The following is a 16,286-nucleotide window of genomic DNA, read 5'->3' on the forward strand; positions in this document are numbered from 1 at the left end:
GAAGGTCGGAACACCCCCCTCGGATGTTGAACGCGATTCTACCCACGCGCGCGCCATATGCCAGCGATCTTTCCGTGAACGTGAGGTGCCCCGCACCGGACATCCGGTACGGGGCACCCGAGGACCACTTAGTACAGGTCGGTGTACGTCTGGTAGCCGGTGCCGATCCTCGCCCGGGAGGTGATGGCCGCGCCGGTTCCCGTGCCCAGGTAGCGGTACAGCTCGCCCGCCGCGTTCACCCCGAGCAGGTCGGCCTTGCCGTCGCCGTTCAGGTCGCCCGGCGCCGCCAGCTTGTTGTACGTGTTCCAGCCGGTGCCGATCCTCACCCGGCCGGCGAACGGGGAGGCCGTCGTGGAGCCGGTGCCCTTGTACAGCCACAGGGTGCCGGTGCGGTCGCGGGCCACCAGGTCCGCACGCCCGTCGCCCGAGAAGTCGCCCGCGCCGAGGATCCGGTCGTACGCGCTCCAGCCGTCGCCGACCCTGATCCGGGTCGCGAGGCCCGTGCCGGCGCCGTTGCCCCGGTACAGCCACAGGACGCCGGCGGTGTCACGGGCCAGCAGGTCGGCCTTGCCGTCGCCGCTCAGGTCGCCGGGGCCGACGAGCAGGTTGTAGATCTGCCAGCCGCCGCCGAGGTCCCGCTCCGCGTTGTACAGGTGGCCCCGGTAGACCTCCAGGAGGTCGGCGATCGGGCCGCCGTCCAGCGCGTACACGAACGAGAGGTTCGCCCCCGCCCAGCCGCCGGTGCTGCCCTGCTGCTCGCGCGCGGTGATCTTGCCGTTGTTCAGGCCGCCGTACCAGAAGAGCGTTCCGGCCCTGTCGCGGGCGAGGAACGCGGTCTTGCCGGCGGCCGGGATGTTGCCCGCCCCGCCGAACTGATCCACGCTCCGCCAGTCGCCGGTGAGCATCGTCCGCGCCGTGAACGTGCCGCCGCCCCGGCCGTTGTAGCCCCAGAGGGCGCCGTTCTGGTCCCGGGCGAGCAGGTCCGCGTGGCCGTCGCCGTTGACGTCGTCGGCGGCGATCACCTGGTTGTAGACCTGCCAGCCGGTGGCGAGCGCCTTGGGGGGCTTGAACGGCGAGGCCGTGTCACCGGTGCTGCCGTAGAAGTACACCTGGCCGGCCGGGGTGCGGGCCAGCAGGTCTCCCTTCCCGTCGCCGTCGTTGTCGCCGAGGCCCACGACCTGGTCGTACGCGCCCCAGCCCGGGCCCACCTTCGTCCGTCCGGCGAGCGGCGCCGTGGCGTTGCCGGTCCACCGGTAGAAGTAGAGCTCGCCGTTGTGCTGCCGGGCCATCACGTCGGCGTGGCCGTCACCGTCGACGTCACCGGGCGAGAACACCTTGTTGTAGATGTTCCAGCCGCTGCCCGACCAGGTGAGCGAGCCGGAGGTCGCGGACGCGTCCGCGTACAGCCGCAGCACGCCGTTCGCGGAGACCGAGAGCACCTCGGGCCCGCCCGAACCGTTCTGGTCGCCGAGCGGGACGAGGTCGAGGTCGAGGAACGAGCCGGCGGTCTCGAACACGGTGTGCGCGGCCGTCGACGCCGACGCCGAGACGTACGTCCAGCCGTTCCACTTGCGGTGGATCAGATCGGACCTGCCGTCACCGTCCACGTCGAAACGGGGCGCCACGACGGCCGTCGCCCCGGCGGTACGGGCCGTGCCGGACGCGCCGGCCAGCGGCGACAGGTCCAGCTTCGACGGCGTCACGGGGCGCTGCGGCTGCTCCACGACGGGCCGGGGCCCCCGGTCGGCCACCGCGGGTGACGCGAGCAGCATGCCGGCGGACAGGGCGAGCGCGGTGCAGGTGGTGACACGACGAGCACGCCCGAAGAATGCGGAACGCAAAAGATCCCCCCCTGGGGAACGTGAGAACCAAGGACCGGAACGGGGGATCCGCGGCGCCCCCGCACGGCCGAGGGCGCGTACGGGGGGCGAACACCCCCCCGGATGTGGGGAGGAGTGTACCTCTGTGCGAACAGGGGGAGTCGAACGGTTTCCGCACTTCGTCAGCTCTTGCGGTGCCCTATCAGCCGCGGCTTCGCCTCCAGGCCGTCCAGGCCGTGCCACGCCAGGTTCACCAGGTGCGCGGCGACCTCCGCCTTCTTCGGCTTCCGCACGTCCAGCCACCACTGGCCCGTCAGCGCCACACTTCCCACCAGCGCCTGCGCGTACAGCGGCGCCAGCTTCGGATCAAAACCCCGGGCCTTGAACTCGAGACCCAGGATGTCCTCCACCTGCGTGGCGATGTCACTGATCAGCGACGCGAACGTACCCGTCGACTGCGCCACCGGAGAATCCCGTACGAGGATCCGGAAGCCGTCCGTGTAGTTCTCGATGTAGTCGAGCAGCGCGAACGCCGCCTGCTCCAGGAGCTCCCGCGGATGCCCGGCCGTCAGCGCGCCCGTCACCCCGTCGAGCAGCTGGCGCATCTCCCGGTCGACCACGACCGCGTACAGCCCCTCCTTGCCTCCGAAGTGCTCGTACACCACCGGCTTGGACACCCCGGCCTTCGCCGCGATCTCCTCCACCGACGTGCCCTCGAACCCCTTCTCGGCGAAGAGCGCGCGACCGATGTCGAGCAGCTGCTCCCGGCGCTCGGCACCCGTCATCCGCACCCGGCGCCCCCGCCGGGGCTTCTGCTCGCCACTGCCGGTGCCGCTGGTCCTGCCGTCGATCGCCACGTCTTCCATCATGCCGCGTCTGCGGACGCGCTCTGGCGGCGGGCTTCGATGCGCTCCTTCGCCGGCCAGCGCACGTCGTACGCCCAGCCCAGCTGCTCGAACCAGCGGATGAGCCGCGCGCTGGAGTCGACCTGGCCGCGCAGCACCCCGTGCCGTGCCGACGTCGGGTCCGCGTGGTGCAGGTTGTGCCAGGACTCGCCGCAGGACAGCACCGCCAGCCACCACACGTTGCCCGAACGGTCCCGCGACTTGAACGGACGCTTGCCCACCGCGTGACAGATCGAGTTGATCGACCACGTCACGTGGTGCAGCAGCGCCACCCGTACCAGCGAGCCCCAGAAGAACGCCGTGAACGCCCCCCACCACGACCACGTCACCAGACCGCCCACCAGGGGCGGGATCACCAGGGACAGGATCGTGAAGGAGAGGAAGTGGCGGGAGATCCCCCGGATCGCCGGGTCCTTGATCAGATCCGGGGCGTACTTGTGCTGCGGCGTCCGTTCCTCGTCGAACATCCAGCCGATGTGCGCCCACCACAGGCCCTTCATCAGCGCCGGGACCGTCTCGCCGAACCGCCACGGCGAATGCGGGTCGCCCTCCGCGTCCGAGAACTTGTGGTGCTTGCGGTGGTCCGCCACCCAGCGCACCAGCGGGCCCTCCACGGCCAGCGACCCCATGATCGCGAGCGCGATCCGCAGCGGCCGCTTCGCCTTGAAGGAACCGTGCGTGAAGTACCGGTGGAAACCGATCGTGATCCCGTGGCAGCCGATGTAGTACATCGCCACCATCAGCCCGAGATCCAGCCAGCTCACCCCCCAGCCCCAGGCCAGCGGCACCGCCGCGAGCAGTGCCACGAAGGGCACCGTGATGAACAACGCCAGGGTGATCTGCTCGATCGAACCCTTGCTGTCCCCGCCGAGCGTCGCGGAGGGCAGTGCCGTGGCGCCGTCCGGCGTCTCGGGCGCCGAGGTCACCTGAGGACTTGTGGTCATGGATGTCCCTGAGAGTGAGGGGGAGGGTGGAGGTGGGGGAACGTGCGGAAAAGTACGGGAATATGAGGCCTGGGCTACGCCTCCGTAACCTACGGCGTCGTAAGTATGGCAGCGACGTGGCGCGCGGCAAGAGGGCACAAGAGGACCCTGACCACTGTCCGGCAGATGGACACCTATCCTGGGGGCGTCGGACAGCGCGGTCCGCAAGCCTCCAGTACCCCTCCAGACGTGCTCAAACACTGCAAGGAGCCGCACCTGTGAGCAGTGCCGACCAGACCCACACCGCCAGCACCGAGCTGCGCGCCGACATCCGCCGACTGGGCGACCTCCTCGGCGAGACCCTCGTCCGCCAGGAGGGCCACGAACTCCTCGACCTCGTCGAGCGGGTCCGTAGCCTCACCCGCGAGAACGGCGAGGCCGCCGCCGAGCTGCTCCGCGGCGTCGAACTGGAGACGGCGGCCAAGCTCGTGCGCGCCTTCTCCACCTACTTCCACCTCGCGAACGTCACCGAGCAGGTCCACCGCGGCCGCGAGATGCGCGAGAAGCGCGCCGCCGAGGGCGGCCTCCTCGCCCGCACCGCCGACATGCTCAAGGACGGTGACCCCGAGCACGTCCGCGAGACGGTCAAGAACCTCAACGTACGGCCCGTCTTCACCGCGCACCCCACCGAAGCCGCCCGCCGCTCCGTCCTCAACAAGCTCCGCCGGATCGCCGCCCTCCTGGAGACCCCGGTCATCGACGCCGACCGGCGCCGCCACGACCTGCGGCTCGCCGAGAACATCGACCTCATCTGGCAGACCGACGAACTCCGGGTCGTCCGCCCCGAGCCCGCCGACGAGGCCCGCAACGCCATCTACTACCTCGACGAACTGCACGCCAACGCCGTCGGCGACGTCCTGGAGGACCTCGCCGCCGAACTGGAGCGCGTCGGCGTCGAACTGCCCTCCGGCACCCGCCCGCTCACCTTCGGCACCTGGATCGGCGGCGACCGCGACGGCAACCCCAACGTCACCCCCCAGGTGACCCGGGACATCCTGATCCTCCAGCACGAGCACGGCATCACCGACGCCCTCGAACTCGTCGACTACCTCCGCGGCCTGCTCTCCAACTCCATCCGCTACACCGGAGCCACCGAGGAACTCCTCGACTCCCTCCAGCGGGACCTGGACCTCCTCCCGGAGATCAGCCCCCGCTACAAGCGCCTCAACGCCGAGGAGCCCTACCGGCTCAAGGCCACCTGCATCCGCCAGAAGCTCGTCAACACCCGCGAGCGCCTCGCCCAGGGCACCCCCCACCAGGACGGCCGCGACTACCTCGGCACCGCCGAGCTCGTCCACGACCTCACCCTCATCCAGACCTCCCTGCGCGAGCACCGCGGCGGCCTCTTCGCCGACGGCCGGATGGACCGCACCATCCGCACCCTGTCGGCCTTCGGCCTCCAGCTCGCCACCATGGACGTCCGCGAGCACGCCGACGCCCACCACCACGCCCTCGGCCAGCTCTTCGACCGCCTCGGCGAGGAGTCCTGGCGGTACGCCGACATGCCGCGCGACTACCGGCAGAAGCTCCTCGCCAAGGAACTGCGCTCGCGCCGCCCGCTCGCGCCCACCCCGGCCCCGCTCGACGCGGCCGGGCAGAAGACCCTCGGCGTCTTCCACACCATCAAGGAAGCCTTCGAGCGCTTCGGCCCCGAGGTCATCGAGTCGTACATCATCTCGATGTGCCAGGGCGCCGACGACGTCTTCGCCGCCGCCGTCCTCGCCCGCGAGGCCGGCCTCATCGACCTGCACGGCGGCTGGGCCAAGATCGGCATCGTGCCGCTCCTGGAGACCACCGACGAGCTCAAGGCCGCCGACGTCATCCTCGACGGCATGCTCGCCGACCCCTCCTACCGGCGCCTCGTCTCGCTCCGCGGCGACGTCCAGGAGGTCATGCTCGGCTACTCGGACTCCTCCAAGTTCGGCGGCATCACGACCTCCCAGTGGGAGATCCACCGCGCCCAGCGGAGGCTGAGGGACGTCGCCCACCGTTACGGGGTCCGGCTGAGGCTGTTCCACGGGCGCGGCGGCACCGTCGGCCGCGGCGGCGGCCCCTCGCACGACGCCATCCTCGCCCAGCCCTGGGGCACCCTGGAGGGCGAGATCAAGGTGACCGAGCAGGGCGAGGTCATCTCCGACAAGTACCTGATCCCGTCCCTGGCCAGGGAGAACCTGGAGCTGACGGTCGCCGCCACCCTCCAGGCCTCCGCCCTCCACACCGCCCCCCGCCAGTCCGACGAGGCCCTCGCCCGCTGGGACGCGGCCATGGACACCGTCTCCGACGCCGCCCACACCGCGTACCGCAGGCTCGTCGAGGACCCGGACCTGCCGACGTACTTCCTCGCCTCGACCCCGGTCGACCAGCTCGCCGACCTGCACCTGGGCTCGCGGCCCTCCCGCCGCCCCGGCTCGGGCGTCTCCCTCGACGGCCTGCGGGCCATCCCGTGGGTGTTCGGCTGGACGCAGTCCCGGCAGATCGTGCCCGGCTGGTTCGGCGTCGGCTCCGGCCTCAAGGCCCTGCGCGAGGCCGGTCTCGACCCGGTCCTCGGCGAGATGTACGAGCAGTGGCACTTCTTCCGCAACTTCCTCTCCAACGTCGAGATGACGCTCGCGAAGACCGACCTGCGGATCGCCCGCCACTACGTCGACACCCTCGTCCCCGACGAGCTCAAGCACGTCTTCGACACCATCGAGGCCGAGCACGCGCTGACCGTCGCCGAGGTCCTCAAGATCACCGGCGGCGAGAAGCTCCTCGACTCCAACCCGGTCCTCCAGCAGACCTTCGCCATCCGCGACGCCTACCTGGACCCGATCTCGTACCTCCAGGTCGCCCTGCTCGACCGCCAGCGCGGCGCCGCCGAGCGCGGCGAGGAGCCGGACCCGCTGCTCGCACGGGCCCTCCTCCTCACCGTCAACGGTGTCGCGGCGGGCCTCCGCAACACCGGCTGACGCCCACCCGCACACATGAAGGTGCCCCCGTGGAGATCCTCCGCGGGGGCACCGTCACGACGCGGTACGTCAGCCCTGCCGGGCGGCCTTGCGACGACGGGTCACCAGGAACGCGCCGGCGCCCGCGAGGGCCACGGCCACGGCGGCGAGAACGCCGACGGGCGCGCTGGAGCCGGTCTCGGCCAGGTCGCCGTCGGTGTTGCCGGTGCCACCCGTGGCGGTCCCGCCGGCGGTGGAGCCGCCCGTGGTCGAGTCACCCGAAGCGGAACCGCCGGTGGTGGAACCGCCGGTGGTCTGCTCGCCCGTGGTGGAACCACCGGAGGTGGAGCCACCCGTGGTGGTCGCACCCGTGGTCTCGCCCGTGGTGGAACCGCCGGTCGCGCCACCCGTGGTGGTGTCGCCGGTGGTCGCGCCCGTGGCACCGCCGTTCGTGGTGTCGCCGGTGGCACCGCCGTTCGTGGTGTCGCCGGTGGCGCCGCCGTTGGTGGTGTCGCCGGTCGCGCCACCGTTGGTGGTGTCGCCCGTGGCGCCGCCGGTCTCGGTGGCCGCGCAGGTGTGCGACAGGTTGAAGAACTTCGCCTCGCCGTCGACCAGGGCGACCGCGGAGGTCAGCTCGGCACCGGCCTCCGACGCCACGTAGGCGTGGTCGTCCTTCGGCGGGCCGAACTCCTTGATCGTGATCGGGTCGCCGTTGTCGAACGTGACCGTCAGCTCGACGAAGTTCACACCCTTGGAGGGGATGATGAAGTGCCAGCCGTCCTTGGTGTCCGGAATGTTCTCCGGGCACTCGCCCTGCTCGTAGTCGGCCGCCTTGATCGGCGTCTCCTGGTGCAGCTGGAGCTCGTACGTCTTCGGGCCCTCGGACGCCGAAGCCAACGGCGCCAGAACCAGAGAACCCGCCATGGCCGCGACAAGTGCGGCAGAGGAAATGAGGGTACGTCGCATGTAGCAGTCGTCCATCTGTGGATGAGGGATGCCGTGGGGGGTGGCAGGAGGGCAGCCTATCCGCCGCCTCAAGTCCCCTTGACCCAGAGGCGGTAACGATCGGGGCCTACCGAAGCGGAACCCTCAGAGCGTCAGGAACGTCGCCACCAACAACGCCCCGCCCGCACCCGCGGCCGACCACGCCACCCTCGGCAGCCGCAGCCCACCGCCGATCAGCGGCGCCGCGAGCAGCAGCGCCCCGCCCAGTGGCAGCCACGCGTGCAGCCCGCCGCCCCACCCCGTCCGGACGCCCTCGTCCGTGCCCGGCTTCACCACCACCGGGATCGTCGCCCCCTGCTCCGCCGCGACCGACCGGGCGACCGTCAGCGTCCGCCGCGTCGACGACGGGTCCTCCGGGACGTAGCGACCGCTGCACGTCTTCTCGGTGCAGCCCGTCACCGTCAGCGTGCCGTGTTCCCGCCCCTTCGCGAGCAGGACGTGCTGGGCCGAGTTCCAGGAGGCCCAGGCGCCCGCGACGAGCAGCAGGAGGGCGACCAGGGCCATGGTGGCGTTACGGACGTGCGTCATGACCCGCGATCGTACAGTCGTACGTTCCCGGGGCCGGGGGCGCTACGAGTTGTACGCCGACTGCGCCCGCTCCAGACCTTCCGCCACCAGGCACTCCACCGAGTCCGCCGCCCGGTCCACGAACCAGTCCAGATCCTTGCGCTCCGCCGACGAGAAGTCCTTCAGGACGAAGTCCGCGACCTGCATCCGGCCCGGCGGACGCCCGATCCCGCACCGCACCCGGTGGTACTCCGCGCCCATCGCCTTCGTCATCGACTTCAGACCGTTGTGCCCGTTGTCACCGCCGCCGATCTTCAGCCGCAGCACCCCGTAGTCGATGTCCAGCTCGTCGTGGACCGCCACCACACGCGCCGTCGGCACCTTGTAGAAGTCCCGCAGCGCCGTCACCGGACCACCCGACAGGTTCATGTACGACATCGGCTTCACGAGGATCACCCGGCGGCTCGAAGGCCCCGGCGGACCCATCCGGCCCTCCACGACCTGCGCCTGCGCCTTCTGCGCCCGCTTGAACGAACCCCGCATCCGGTCGGCGAGCAGATCCACCACCATGAAGCCGATGTTGTGGCGGTTGCCCGCGTACTCCGGCCCCGGGTTGCCGAGGCCGACGATCAGCCAGGGGGCGTTCGCGTCGTCGTCCGTCATGTGAGTCAGATCTCCTCGTATCCGTCCGTACAAGAGAAACGGGGTGACGAGCCGTACGGCCCGTCACCCCGTCACGTCAGGCAGAAGCCTGCCAGGCAGAGCCGGAGGCTCAGGCCTCGGCACCCTCGGTGGCCTCGGCGTCGGCGGCCGGCTCCTCGGCCTGCGCGGCCAGGATCTGGATGACGACGGCGTCGGGGTCGGTCACCAGGGTGGTGCCGGACGGCAGCTCGATGTCCTTGGCGAGGATGGAGTTACCGGCCTCCAGGCCCTCGATGGAGACGGTGACGGAGGTCGGGATGTGCGTGGCCTCGGTCTCGACGGAGATCGTGTTCAGCACGTTCTCGACCAGGAAGCTGCCCGGGGCCAGGTCGCCCTCGGTCTCGACGACGACCTCGACGGTGACCTTCTCGCCACGGCGCACGAGGAGCAGGTCGACGTGGATCAGGAAGCCCTTGATGGCGTCACGCTGGACGGCCTTCGGGATCGCCAGCTCGTTCTTGCCGTCGACGTCCAGGGACAGCAGGACGTTCGGCGTACGCAGCGCGAGCGCCAGGTCGTGGGCCGGGAGGGTCACGTGCGCCGGCTCGGAGCCGTGGCCGTAGACGACGGCGGGAACCTGGCCGTCACGGCGGATGGCGCGCGCGGCGCCCTTGCCGAACTCGGTACGGACGGCAGCGGCGAGCTTGATCTCGGACATGGTGCGCTCCTCGTGGAAAGGTGACGAAAAAAGTGGTCACCCGGCCACGACTGGCGATGGCCTGCTACGAAGAGCGCGTCGATAACGGACCGCCGTGACCCTGTACATCCGTACGGGCACGGCCTCCCTCGCCGAGCAACTACGGCAGTCTACCGGCCGTCCCCCCTACCACCCAATTCGATCACCGAAACACGGCGGAGGGCCGCTCCCCCGAACGGGGAAACGGCCCTCATGTCCACCTGTGCGGAGACTCAGTGCTCCTCGAAGAGGCTCGTCACCGAACCGTCCTCGAACACCTCGCGCACCGCACGCGCGATCGTCGGCGCGATCGACAGCACCGTGATCTTGTCCAGCTCGAGGGCGCCCGGCACCGGCAGCGTGTCCGTGAACACGAACTCGCTGACCTTGGAGTTCTTCAGACGGTCCGCGGCCGGCCCCGACAGGATGCCGTGCGTCGCCGTCACGATGACGTCCTCCGCGCCGTGTGCGAACAGCGCGTCCGCCGCGGCGCAGATCGTGCCACCCGTGTCGACCATGTCGTCCACCAGGACACAGACGCGGCCCTTCACGTCACCGACGACCTCGTGCACGGTCACCTGGTTGGCGACGTCCTTGTCACGACGCTTGTGCACGATCGCGAGGGGAGCGTCCAGACGGTCGCACCAGCGGTCGGCGACCCGCACGCGGCCCGCGTCCGGGGAGACGATCGTCAGCTTCGAGCGGTCGACCTTCGCACCCACGTAGTCCGCGAGCACCGGCAGCGCCGACAGGTGGTCCACCGGGCCGTCGAAGAAGCCCTGGATCTGGTCCGTGTGCAGGTCCACCGTCAGGATGCGGTCCGCGCCGGCCGTCTGCAGCAGGTCCGCGACCAGACGGGCCGAGATCGGCTCGCGGCCACGGTGCTTCTTGTCCTGACGGGCGTAGCCGTACGACGGGATGATCACGGTGATGCTGCGGGCCGAGGCCCGCTTCAGCGCATCGACCATGATCAGCTGCTCCATGATCCACTTGTTGATCGGAGCCGTGTGGCTCTGGATCAGGAAGCAGTCCGCACCGCGGGCCGACTCCTGGAAGCGGACGTAGATCTCACCGTTGGCGAAGTCGAACGCCTTGGTCGGAACGAGACCGACACCCAGCTGGTGTGCGACCTCCTCGGCCAGCTCGGGGTGGGCGCGGCCGGAGAAGAGCATCAGCTTCTTCTCGCCGGTCGTCTTGATCCCGGTCACAGCACTGTCTCCTCAGACGTGTTGTCTGGTCGCGAACCACGAGCTGTCGTGCGCGTGTGCGAGCCAGCCGAATTTGTGTGCACGTATCACGGTACGCCGAGTTCGACGCACCTGTTTCCGGTCAGCTTTCGCCGGCGGAGTCCTCAATCGCTGCCTGAGCGGCCTGCGCGGCAGCGCTGCCGGGCCGCTTCCGGGCCACCCAACCCTCGATATTCCGCTGCTGGCCCCGGGCGACGGCGAGCGAACCGGCCGGCACGTCCTTCGTGATCACGGAGCCCGCGGCGGTGTAGGCGCCGTCCCCGATCGTGATGGGAGCCACAAACATGTTGTCCGAGCCGGTACGGCAGTGTGAGCCGATCGTGGTGTGGTGCTTCGTCTCGCCGTCGTAGTTCACGAAGACGCTCGCCGCACCGATGTTCGAGTACTCGCCGATCGTCGCGTCGCCCACGTACGACAGGTGGGGGACCTTCGTGCCCTCGCCGACCGTCGCGTTCTTCATCTCGACGTACGTGCCGGCCTTGGCCTTCCTGCCGAGGTTCGTCCCCGGACGCAGGTACGCGAACGGGCCCACGGAGGCGCTCTCGCCGATCACGGCGGAGTCGGCGACGGTGTTGTCCACGCGCGCGCCCTTGCCGACGGTGGTGTCCTTGAGGCGCGTGTTCGGCCCGACCTCGGCGTCCTCGCCGATGTGCGTGGCGCCGAGCAGCTGCGTACCGGGCAGGATCACCGCGTCCGGCTCGAAGGTGACGGTCACGTCCACGAACACCGACGCCGGGTCGACGACCGTCACGCCCGCGAGCATCGCCCGCTCGATCAGCCGCTGGTTCAGCAGGGCACGGGCCTCCGCGAGCTGCACCCGGTTGTTGATCCCGAGGATCTCGCGGTGATCGGCCGCGACCGAGGCGCCGACCCGGTGACCCGCCTCACGCAGGATCGACAGCACGTCGGTGAGGTACTCCTCGCCCTGGCTGTTGTCCGTCCGCACCTTGCCGAGCGCGTCCGCGAGCAGCCGCCCGTCGAACGCGAACACCCCGGAGTTGATCTCCCGGATCGCGCGCTGCTCGGCGGAGGCGTCCTTGTGCTCGACGATCTCCGTCACGGCGCCGGTCCCGGCGTCCCGCACGATCCGCCCGTAACCGGTGGAGTCCGGCACCTCGGCGCTCAGCACGGTGACGGCGTTGCCGTCGGCCGCGTGGGTGTCCGCCAGGGCCCGCAGGGTCTCCCCGGACAGCAGCGGAGTGTCACCACAGACCACGACCACGGTCCCGTCGGGCGCCTGCCCGAGCTCCTCCAGGGCCATCCGCACCGCGTGCCCGGTGCCGTTCTGCTCCTCCTGGACGGCGGTGCGGGTCCCGGCGTACTGCTCCTCCAGGTGCCCCTTCACCTGCTCACGGGCGTGCCCGACGACCACGACGAGGTGCTCGGGCTCCAACTCCCGGGCGGCGGACACGACATGTCCGACGAGCGACCGTCCGGCGATCTCGTGCAGGACCTTGGGGGTCTTCGACTTCATGCGGGTGCCCTCACCCGCTGCGAGGACGACGACGGCTGCCGGGCGATTGGCGCTCACGGGAATGCCCTTCGGCTTTGGGTGGTGGACGCACGAAGGATACCGGGGGGAAGGGCGGCGGACATGAGTGCGGGTCCTGACCGTGGTGGTCAGGACCCGAACGAAGAAGCTCCCCCGCCAGGACTCGAACCCGGACATAAGGCACCAAAAGCCTCAGTGCTGCCAATTACACCACAGGGGATGGCGTAACCCACCGAAACGGACAATATGTCAGACCGTTGGCGTGGTGGCCTCCACTATGCCGTACCGGGCCCCCTCGACGCGACGGTACGAGCCGCGGCCGGCGGCCACCCGGACGATCGGCACGTCGACCGGTCGGCCGTTCTCCGGCGCGCCTCGCCCGTAGGGTGGGCGGCATGACCGTAACGGGGGCAGACCGGGACGCCGGGGGCGTCCGGAGTTGGTTGTGGTGGGGGAGACGGCGGAGTGCCGTTCTCGATGTGGGGCTCGGGCTCGTGTCCGCGCTGGAGTGCGCGGTCGAGGGCGTCGGGTTCGCCGAGCAGGCCTCGCTGCCCGTGCCCGCGGGGGTGCTGTTCGGGCTGGTCGTCGGGTCCGTCCTCGTCGTGCGGCGGCGGTGGCCCATCGGGGTCGTGCTCGTGTCGATCGCCGTGGCGCCCGCCGAGATGGGCTTCCTCATGGGGATCGTCGGGCTGTACACGCTCGCCGCCTCCGAGGTGCCCCGGCGGATCACCGCCGTACTCGCCGGGATGTCGACGGTCGCCGTGTTCGTCGTGACCATGGTGCGACTGCGACAGGACATCGCCCGGGCCGCCGGTCCGCAGGAGATCGACCCGAGCGGCTGGTACGTGCCGGTCGTCTCGCTCTTCGTGACCCTCGGCCTGAACGCGCCGCCGCTGCTCTTCGGCCTCTACATAGGGGCGCGTCGCCGGCTGATGGAGAGCCTGCGGGAGCGGGCGGACAGCCTGGAGCAGGAACTGTCCCTGCTCGCCGACCGGGCGGAGCAGCGGGCGCAGTGGGCGCGGCAGGAGGAGCGGACGCGGATCGCGCGGGAGATGCACGACGTGGTGGCGCACCGGGTGTCGCTGATGGTGGTGCACGCGGCGGCGTTGCAGGCGGTGGCGTTGAAGGATCCGCAGAAGGCGGTGAAGAACGCGGCCCTCGTCGGGGACATGGGACGGCAGGCGCTCACCGAGCTGCGGGAGATGCTGGGGGTGCTGCGGGAAGGGGCCGTTCCGGTGGCTCCGGCCGTGGTGCCGCTGGCCGCCGTCGGGCGGGCCGCCGCCGCCGCCGCCGAGGCCGCCGCCGAGGACGGGCCGTGCCTGGACGCCCTGGAGGCGTTGTGCGAGCAGTCGCGGCTGGCGGGGGCGGTGGTGGAGCTCGTGGTGTCGGGGGAGGTGCGGGCGTATCCGCCGGAGGTGGAACGGACGGCGTACCGGGTGGTGCAGGAGGCGCTGACGAACGTCCACAAGCACGCGGCGGGCGCGAAGGTCGTGGTCAGGCTCGCGCACCGGGAGGGCGAGGTCGCGATGCAGGTGGAGAACGGCCCGTGTCCTTCGGACGCGGGCGTGGCGGACGTACGGCTGCCGAGCGGGGGGAACGGTCTGGTGGGGATGCGGGAACGGGTCTCGCGGCTCGGGGGCGTGTTCGTCTCCGGGGGGACCGACGCCGGCGGGTTCAAGGTGTCGGCGGTGCTGCCCGCGGAGGCCGAGGGGGCTTGAGGCGGGTCCGGCGGACCAGGGCCTAGCCGGCGGTGAGACGGGTCGGCTGGGCCCCCGTGACGAGGGTCGAGAGGGCCGCGTCGATGTCCTTGCCGAGGTACCAGTCGCCGGCGTGGTCGAGGCTGTAGACGCGGCCCTCGGCGTCCATGGCGAGGACGGCCTGGTGGTCGCCCTCCTCGCCGAGGGGCGCGAGTTCCGTGTCCAGGGCGCGGCCGAGGTCGGCGAGGGTGCGGGAGAGGTGGAGTCCGGCGAGCGGGTCGAAGCGGACGGCGGCGGGCGCTATCTGCCGGCCGTGGCCGGGCGCGGTGATCCGCAGGCCGCCGAATTCGGCCCAGGCCTCGACGGCGGCGGGGAAGACGCTGTGCCGGTGGCCGGCGGGTGAGACGTGGGCGCGCAGGGCGTCGGCCCATTCCTCGGCGAGCTTGATGTCCCAGCGGCCGGGCTGCCAGCCGGCTTCGCGGAGGGCGGCGTCGACGTTCACGGGGAAGCGGGTGGTGCTGAGGTGGTCGGGCATGGGTGTGCGGTCAGCCGTTCTCGACAGGCGTGGTGGGGTCGACGGCGCGGACGCCGAAGTGGGCGAGCATCGCCGTACAGGAGCGGCAGGGTGCGGCGTAGCTGCCGTGGAGCGGATCGCCGTCCTCGCGGATGCGGCGCGCGGTGATCTTGGCGTGTTTGAGCGAGCGCCGCGCCTCGCTGTGGGTCAGGGGCTTGCGCTGCGCGCGCTTGGAACGGCCCGTCTCGGCGGCCGTGAGGTGCCGGGAGAGCAGGATCGCTTCCGGACAGCGTCCGGTGAAGCGTTCCCGCTGGCCGCTGGTGAGGGTGTCCAGGAAGTCCTGGACGAGGGCGTGCAGAGCGGGCGGGCGGTCGCCGCGGCCCGCGGTGCACGTGAGGGTCTCTCCGCGCACGGAGAGGGCGGCCCCGACGGTGGGGAGGATGCCGTCGCGGCGGTGAAGCAGTAAGGGCGCGCGGGTGGCTTCCGCGCTGCTGCTCCAGTTGAGGCGTGGGTCACCCTGTGTGGGTGTCGGTGCTGCGTGCATGGTGCTGGTCTTCCCCTCCTGCAATCCCCCGAGTTGCGGGGACAGCCTGCCAAATAGGGAGCCATATGGGGAAGCTGGGGCGGCGGAACGTGGCTTCGGTGTGTCGGAATCATGGTGCGACTGTCATGGCGTCGTGACACTTCGTGACCGTCGGATCGGGCCGGTTCGGGCTCTTGTGGCAGCGCATAGGCTGTGCGGCATCAGTCAGGAGCAGCCAGCGGCTGCGCGTAGTAGCAGTCAGCGACGCCAGTGCAGGGGGCAACCGCCATGACGACAGGTCGGCTCGGGCAGGACACCGCGCCACCGAACGCGGCCTATGCCGGGCAGGTCGTGCACTTCCCGGACCCGGTCCGTGCCTCCCGTCACCCGAGAGGGGTACGGGTGGACGAGTTCGGCCATCCGGATTTCTCGCCGTACGCGCGTGCGGCGGCGGAGATCGCGGACCCGCCGGAGGGTTTCGGTGTCGACGAGCTGCGGCTGACGGACTACGTGTCGGCGAACGCGGCGATGGCGGCGACCGGTCATGAGCTGTGGGACACGATCCCGGCGGTGGCGACGCCGCACGGCTGGACGTGGCACCACGTGGCGCGCGGTCGCCGGATGGAACTGGTCCCGGTCGAGGTGAAGGCCCTGCTTCGCCATCACGGCGGGGTGGCGACGGCCGCCGTGGACCACTCGAAGCGGGGTACGCGGCCGCTGCAGGAGACCCGGCCGGTGCACTTCGGGCTGCCGAAGGGCCTGGTGTCGGTGTCGGAGCAGCAGCTCCAGGGGGTCGAGGAGGACCTGGGCTACCGGCTGCCGGGCGCGTACCGCTCGTTCCTGAAGGCGGCGGGCGGCTGCGCCCCGGTGGGTACGGCGCTCGACGCGGAGCTGGGTCTCCTCGTGGACCAGCCGTTCTTCACGGTGCGCGAGGAGGCGGGCGTCAACGACCTCGTCTACGTCAACAAGTGTCTTCGCGACCACCTGACCAAGGACTACCTGGGCGTCGCTTTCGTCCAGGGCGGTCTGATCGCGCTGAAGGTCCGGGGCGAGGCGGTCGGGTCGGTGTGGTTCTGCGCGTACGACGACGCCCGGGACTCCGGCGAGGTGGCGGCCGGGTGGACGGTGGCCGAGCGGGTGGAGCGACTGCTGCTGCCCTGCGGTGCGGACTTCGACGCGTTTCTGCAGCGGCTCGCGGGCAATCCCCCGGAGCTGGAGACGGTGGCGAACCTGATGGTGGACGGTGGCTTCGCGCGTGCGGTGCCCGTGGTCCCGGTGGGGGAGTGAG

General features: G+C 70.8%; 14 protein-coding genes and 1 tRNA gene. 3 read left to right on the forward strand and 12 right to left on the reverse strand.

What is annotated here, in order from left to right:
- Window positions 1–128 precede the first annotated feature (128 nt).
- From ACFWUY_RS05175 to ACFWUY_RS05185, 3 genes are all read right to left on the reverse strand, one after another.
- Entirely contained in the window at window positions 129–1,841 is a 1,713-nt protein-coding gene (locus tag ACFWUY_RS05175; protein WP_384102139.1) for an FG-GAP repeat domain-containing protein, read from the reverse strand.
- A 161-nt stretch (window positions 1,842–2,002) separates the two neighbouring features.
- Complete coding sequence (locus ACFWUY_RS05180) at window positions 2,003–2,686, reverse strand: TetR/AcrR family transcriptional regulator (RefSeq protein WP_384102406.1); 684 nt, start codon at window positions 2,684–2,686, stop codon at window positions 2,003–2,005.
- Window positions 2,686–3,669 carry an acyl-CoA desaturase gene (locus tag ACFWUY_RS05185; protein ID WP_384102141.1) on the reverse strand — a complete coding sequence of 328 codons (984 nt, stop codon included), beginning with the start codon at window positions 3,667–3,669 and terminating at the stop codon, window positions 2,686–2,688. Before ACFWUY_RS05185 ends, ACFWUY_RS05180 begins: the two co-directional genes overlap by 1 nt.
- 257 nt (window positions 3,670–3,926) lie before the next feature.
- On the opposite strand from ACFWUY_RS05185, the gene ppc reads away from it, so the two are divergent.
- Window positions 3,927–6,656, forward strand: a complete 2,730-nt coding sequence (gene ppc / locus ACFWUY_RS05190) for a phosphoenolpyruvate carboxylase (protein ID WP_384102143.1) — start codon at window positions 3,927–3,929, stop codon at window positions 6,654–6,656.
- A 69-nt stretch (window positions 6,657–6,725) separates the two neighbouring features.
- Here the strand turns inward: ppc and ACFWUY_RS05195 are convergent, their stop codons facing one another.
- The 7 genes from ACFWUY_RS05195 to ACFWUY_RS05225 form a co-directional block, all read right to left on the reverse strand.
- On the reverse strand, window positions 6,726–7,532 hold the full coding sequence (locus tag ACFWUY_RS05195) for an LPXTG cell wall anchor domain-containing protein (protein ID WP_384102145.1): 807 nt from the start codon (window positions 7,530–7,532) through the stop codon (window positions 6,726–6,728).
- Between the two features lie 192 nt (window positions 7,533–7,724).
- Window positions 7,725–8,168: a hypothetical protein gene (locus ACFWUY_RS05200; RefSeq protein ID WP_384102147.1), complete on the reverse strand. Its 444-nt coding sequence runs from the start codon at window positions 8,166–8,168 to the stop codon at window positions 7,725–7,727.
- A gap of 42 nt (window positions 8,169–8,210) precedes the next feature.
- Window positions 8,211–8,810, reverse strand: a complete 600-nt coding sequence (pth, locus tag ACFWUY_RS05205) for an aminoacyl-tRNA hydrolase (protein ID WP_384102149.1) — start codon at window positions 8,808–8,810, stop codon at window positions 8,211–8,213.
- A 109-nt stretch (window positions 8,811–8,919) separates the two neighbouring features.
- Window positions 8,920–9,507 carry a 50S ribosomal protein L25/general stress protein Ctc gene (locus tag ACFWUY_RS05210; RefSeq protein WP_384102151.1) on the reverse strand — a complete coding sequence of 196 codons (588 nt, stop codon included), beginning with the start codon at window positions 9,505–9,507 and terminating at the stop codon, window positions 8,920–8,922.
- Window positions 9,508–9,758: 251 nt separating this feature from the next.
- Window positions 9,759–10,733 (reverse strand): ribose-phosphate diphosphokinase, encoded by a 975-nt coding sequence (locus tag ACFWUY_RS05215; RefSeq protein WP_384102153.1) that lies wholly within the window; start codon window positions 10,731–10,733, stop codon window positions 9,759–9,761.
- Between the two features lie 121 nt (window positions 10,734–10,854).
- Window positions 10,855–12,303, reverse strand: a complete 1,449-nt coding sequence (gene glmU, locus ACFWUY_RS05220) for a bifunctional UDP-N-acetylglucosamine diphosphorylase/glucosamine-1-phosphate N-acetyltransferase GlmU (protein ID WP_384102155.1) — start codon at window positions 12,301–12,303, stop codon at window positions 10,855–10,857.
- A gap of 109 nt (window positions 12,304–12,412) precedes the next feature.
- A tRNA-Gln gene (locus ACFWUY_RS05225) sits at window positions 12,413–12,484 on the reverse strand.
- 175 nt (window positions 12,485–12,659) lie between these two features.
- Between ACFWUY_RS05225 and ACFWUY_RS05230 the strand changes: the two genes are divergently transcribed.
- Complete coding sequence (locus ACFWUY_RS05230; RefSeq protein ID WP_384102157.1) at window positions 12,660–13,982, forward strand: sensor histidine kinase; 1,323 nt, start codon at window positions 12,660–12,662, stop codon at window positions 13,980–13,982.
- A gap of 22 nt (window positions 13,983–14,004) precedes the next feature.
- On the opposite strand, the gene ACFWUY_RS05235 is transcribed toward ACFWUY_RS05230, so the two are convergent.
- Window positions 14,005–14,496 carry an SUKH-3 domain-containing protein gene (locus tag ACFWUY_RS05235; RefSeq protein WP_384102159.1) on the reverse strand — a complete coding sequence of 164 codons (492 nt, stop codon included), beginning with the start codon at window positions 14,494–14,496 and terminating at the stop codon, window positions 14,005–14,007.
- A 10-nt stretch (window positions 14,497–14,506) separates the two neighbouring features.
- Complete coding sequence (locus tag ACFWUY_RS05240) at window positions 14,507–15,019, reverse strand: YwqJ-related putative deaminase (protein ID WP_384102160.1); 513 nt, start codon at window positions 15,017–15,019, stop codon at window positions 14,507–14,509.
- 267 nt (window positions 15,020–15,286) lie between these two features.
- Here ACFWUY_RS05240 and ACFWUY_RS05245 point away from each other — a divergent pair, with 267 nt between their 5' ends.
- Window positions 15,287–16,285 (forward strand): SMI1/KNR4 family protein, encoded by a 999-nt coding sequence (locus tag ACFWUY_RS05245; protein WP_384102162.1) that lies wholly within the window; start codon window positions 15,287–15,289, stop codon window positions 16,283–16,285.
- The last annotated feature ends 1 nt before the right edge of the window (window position 16,286 follow it).

The organism is Streptomyces sp. NPDC058664, from assembly GCF_042716635.1.
Lineage (GTDB): Bacteria > Actinomycetota > Actinomycetes > Streptomycetales > Streptomycetaceae > Streptomyces.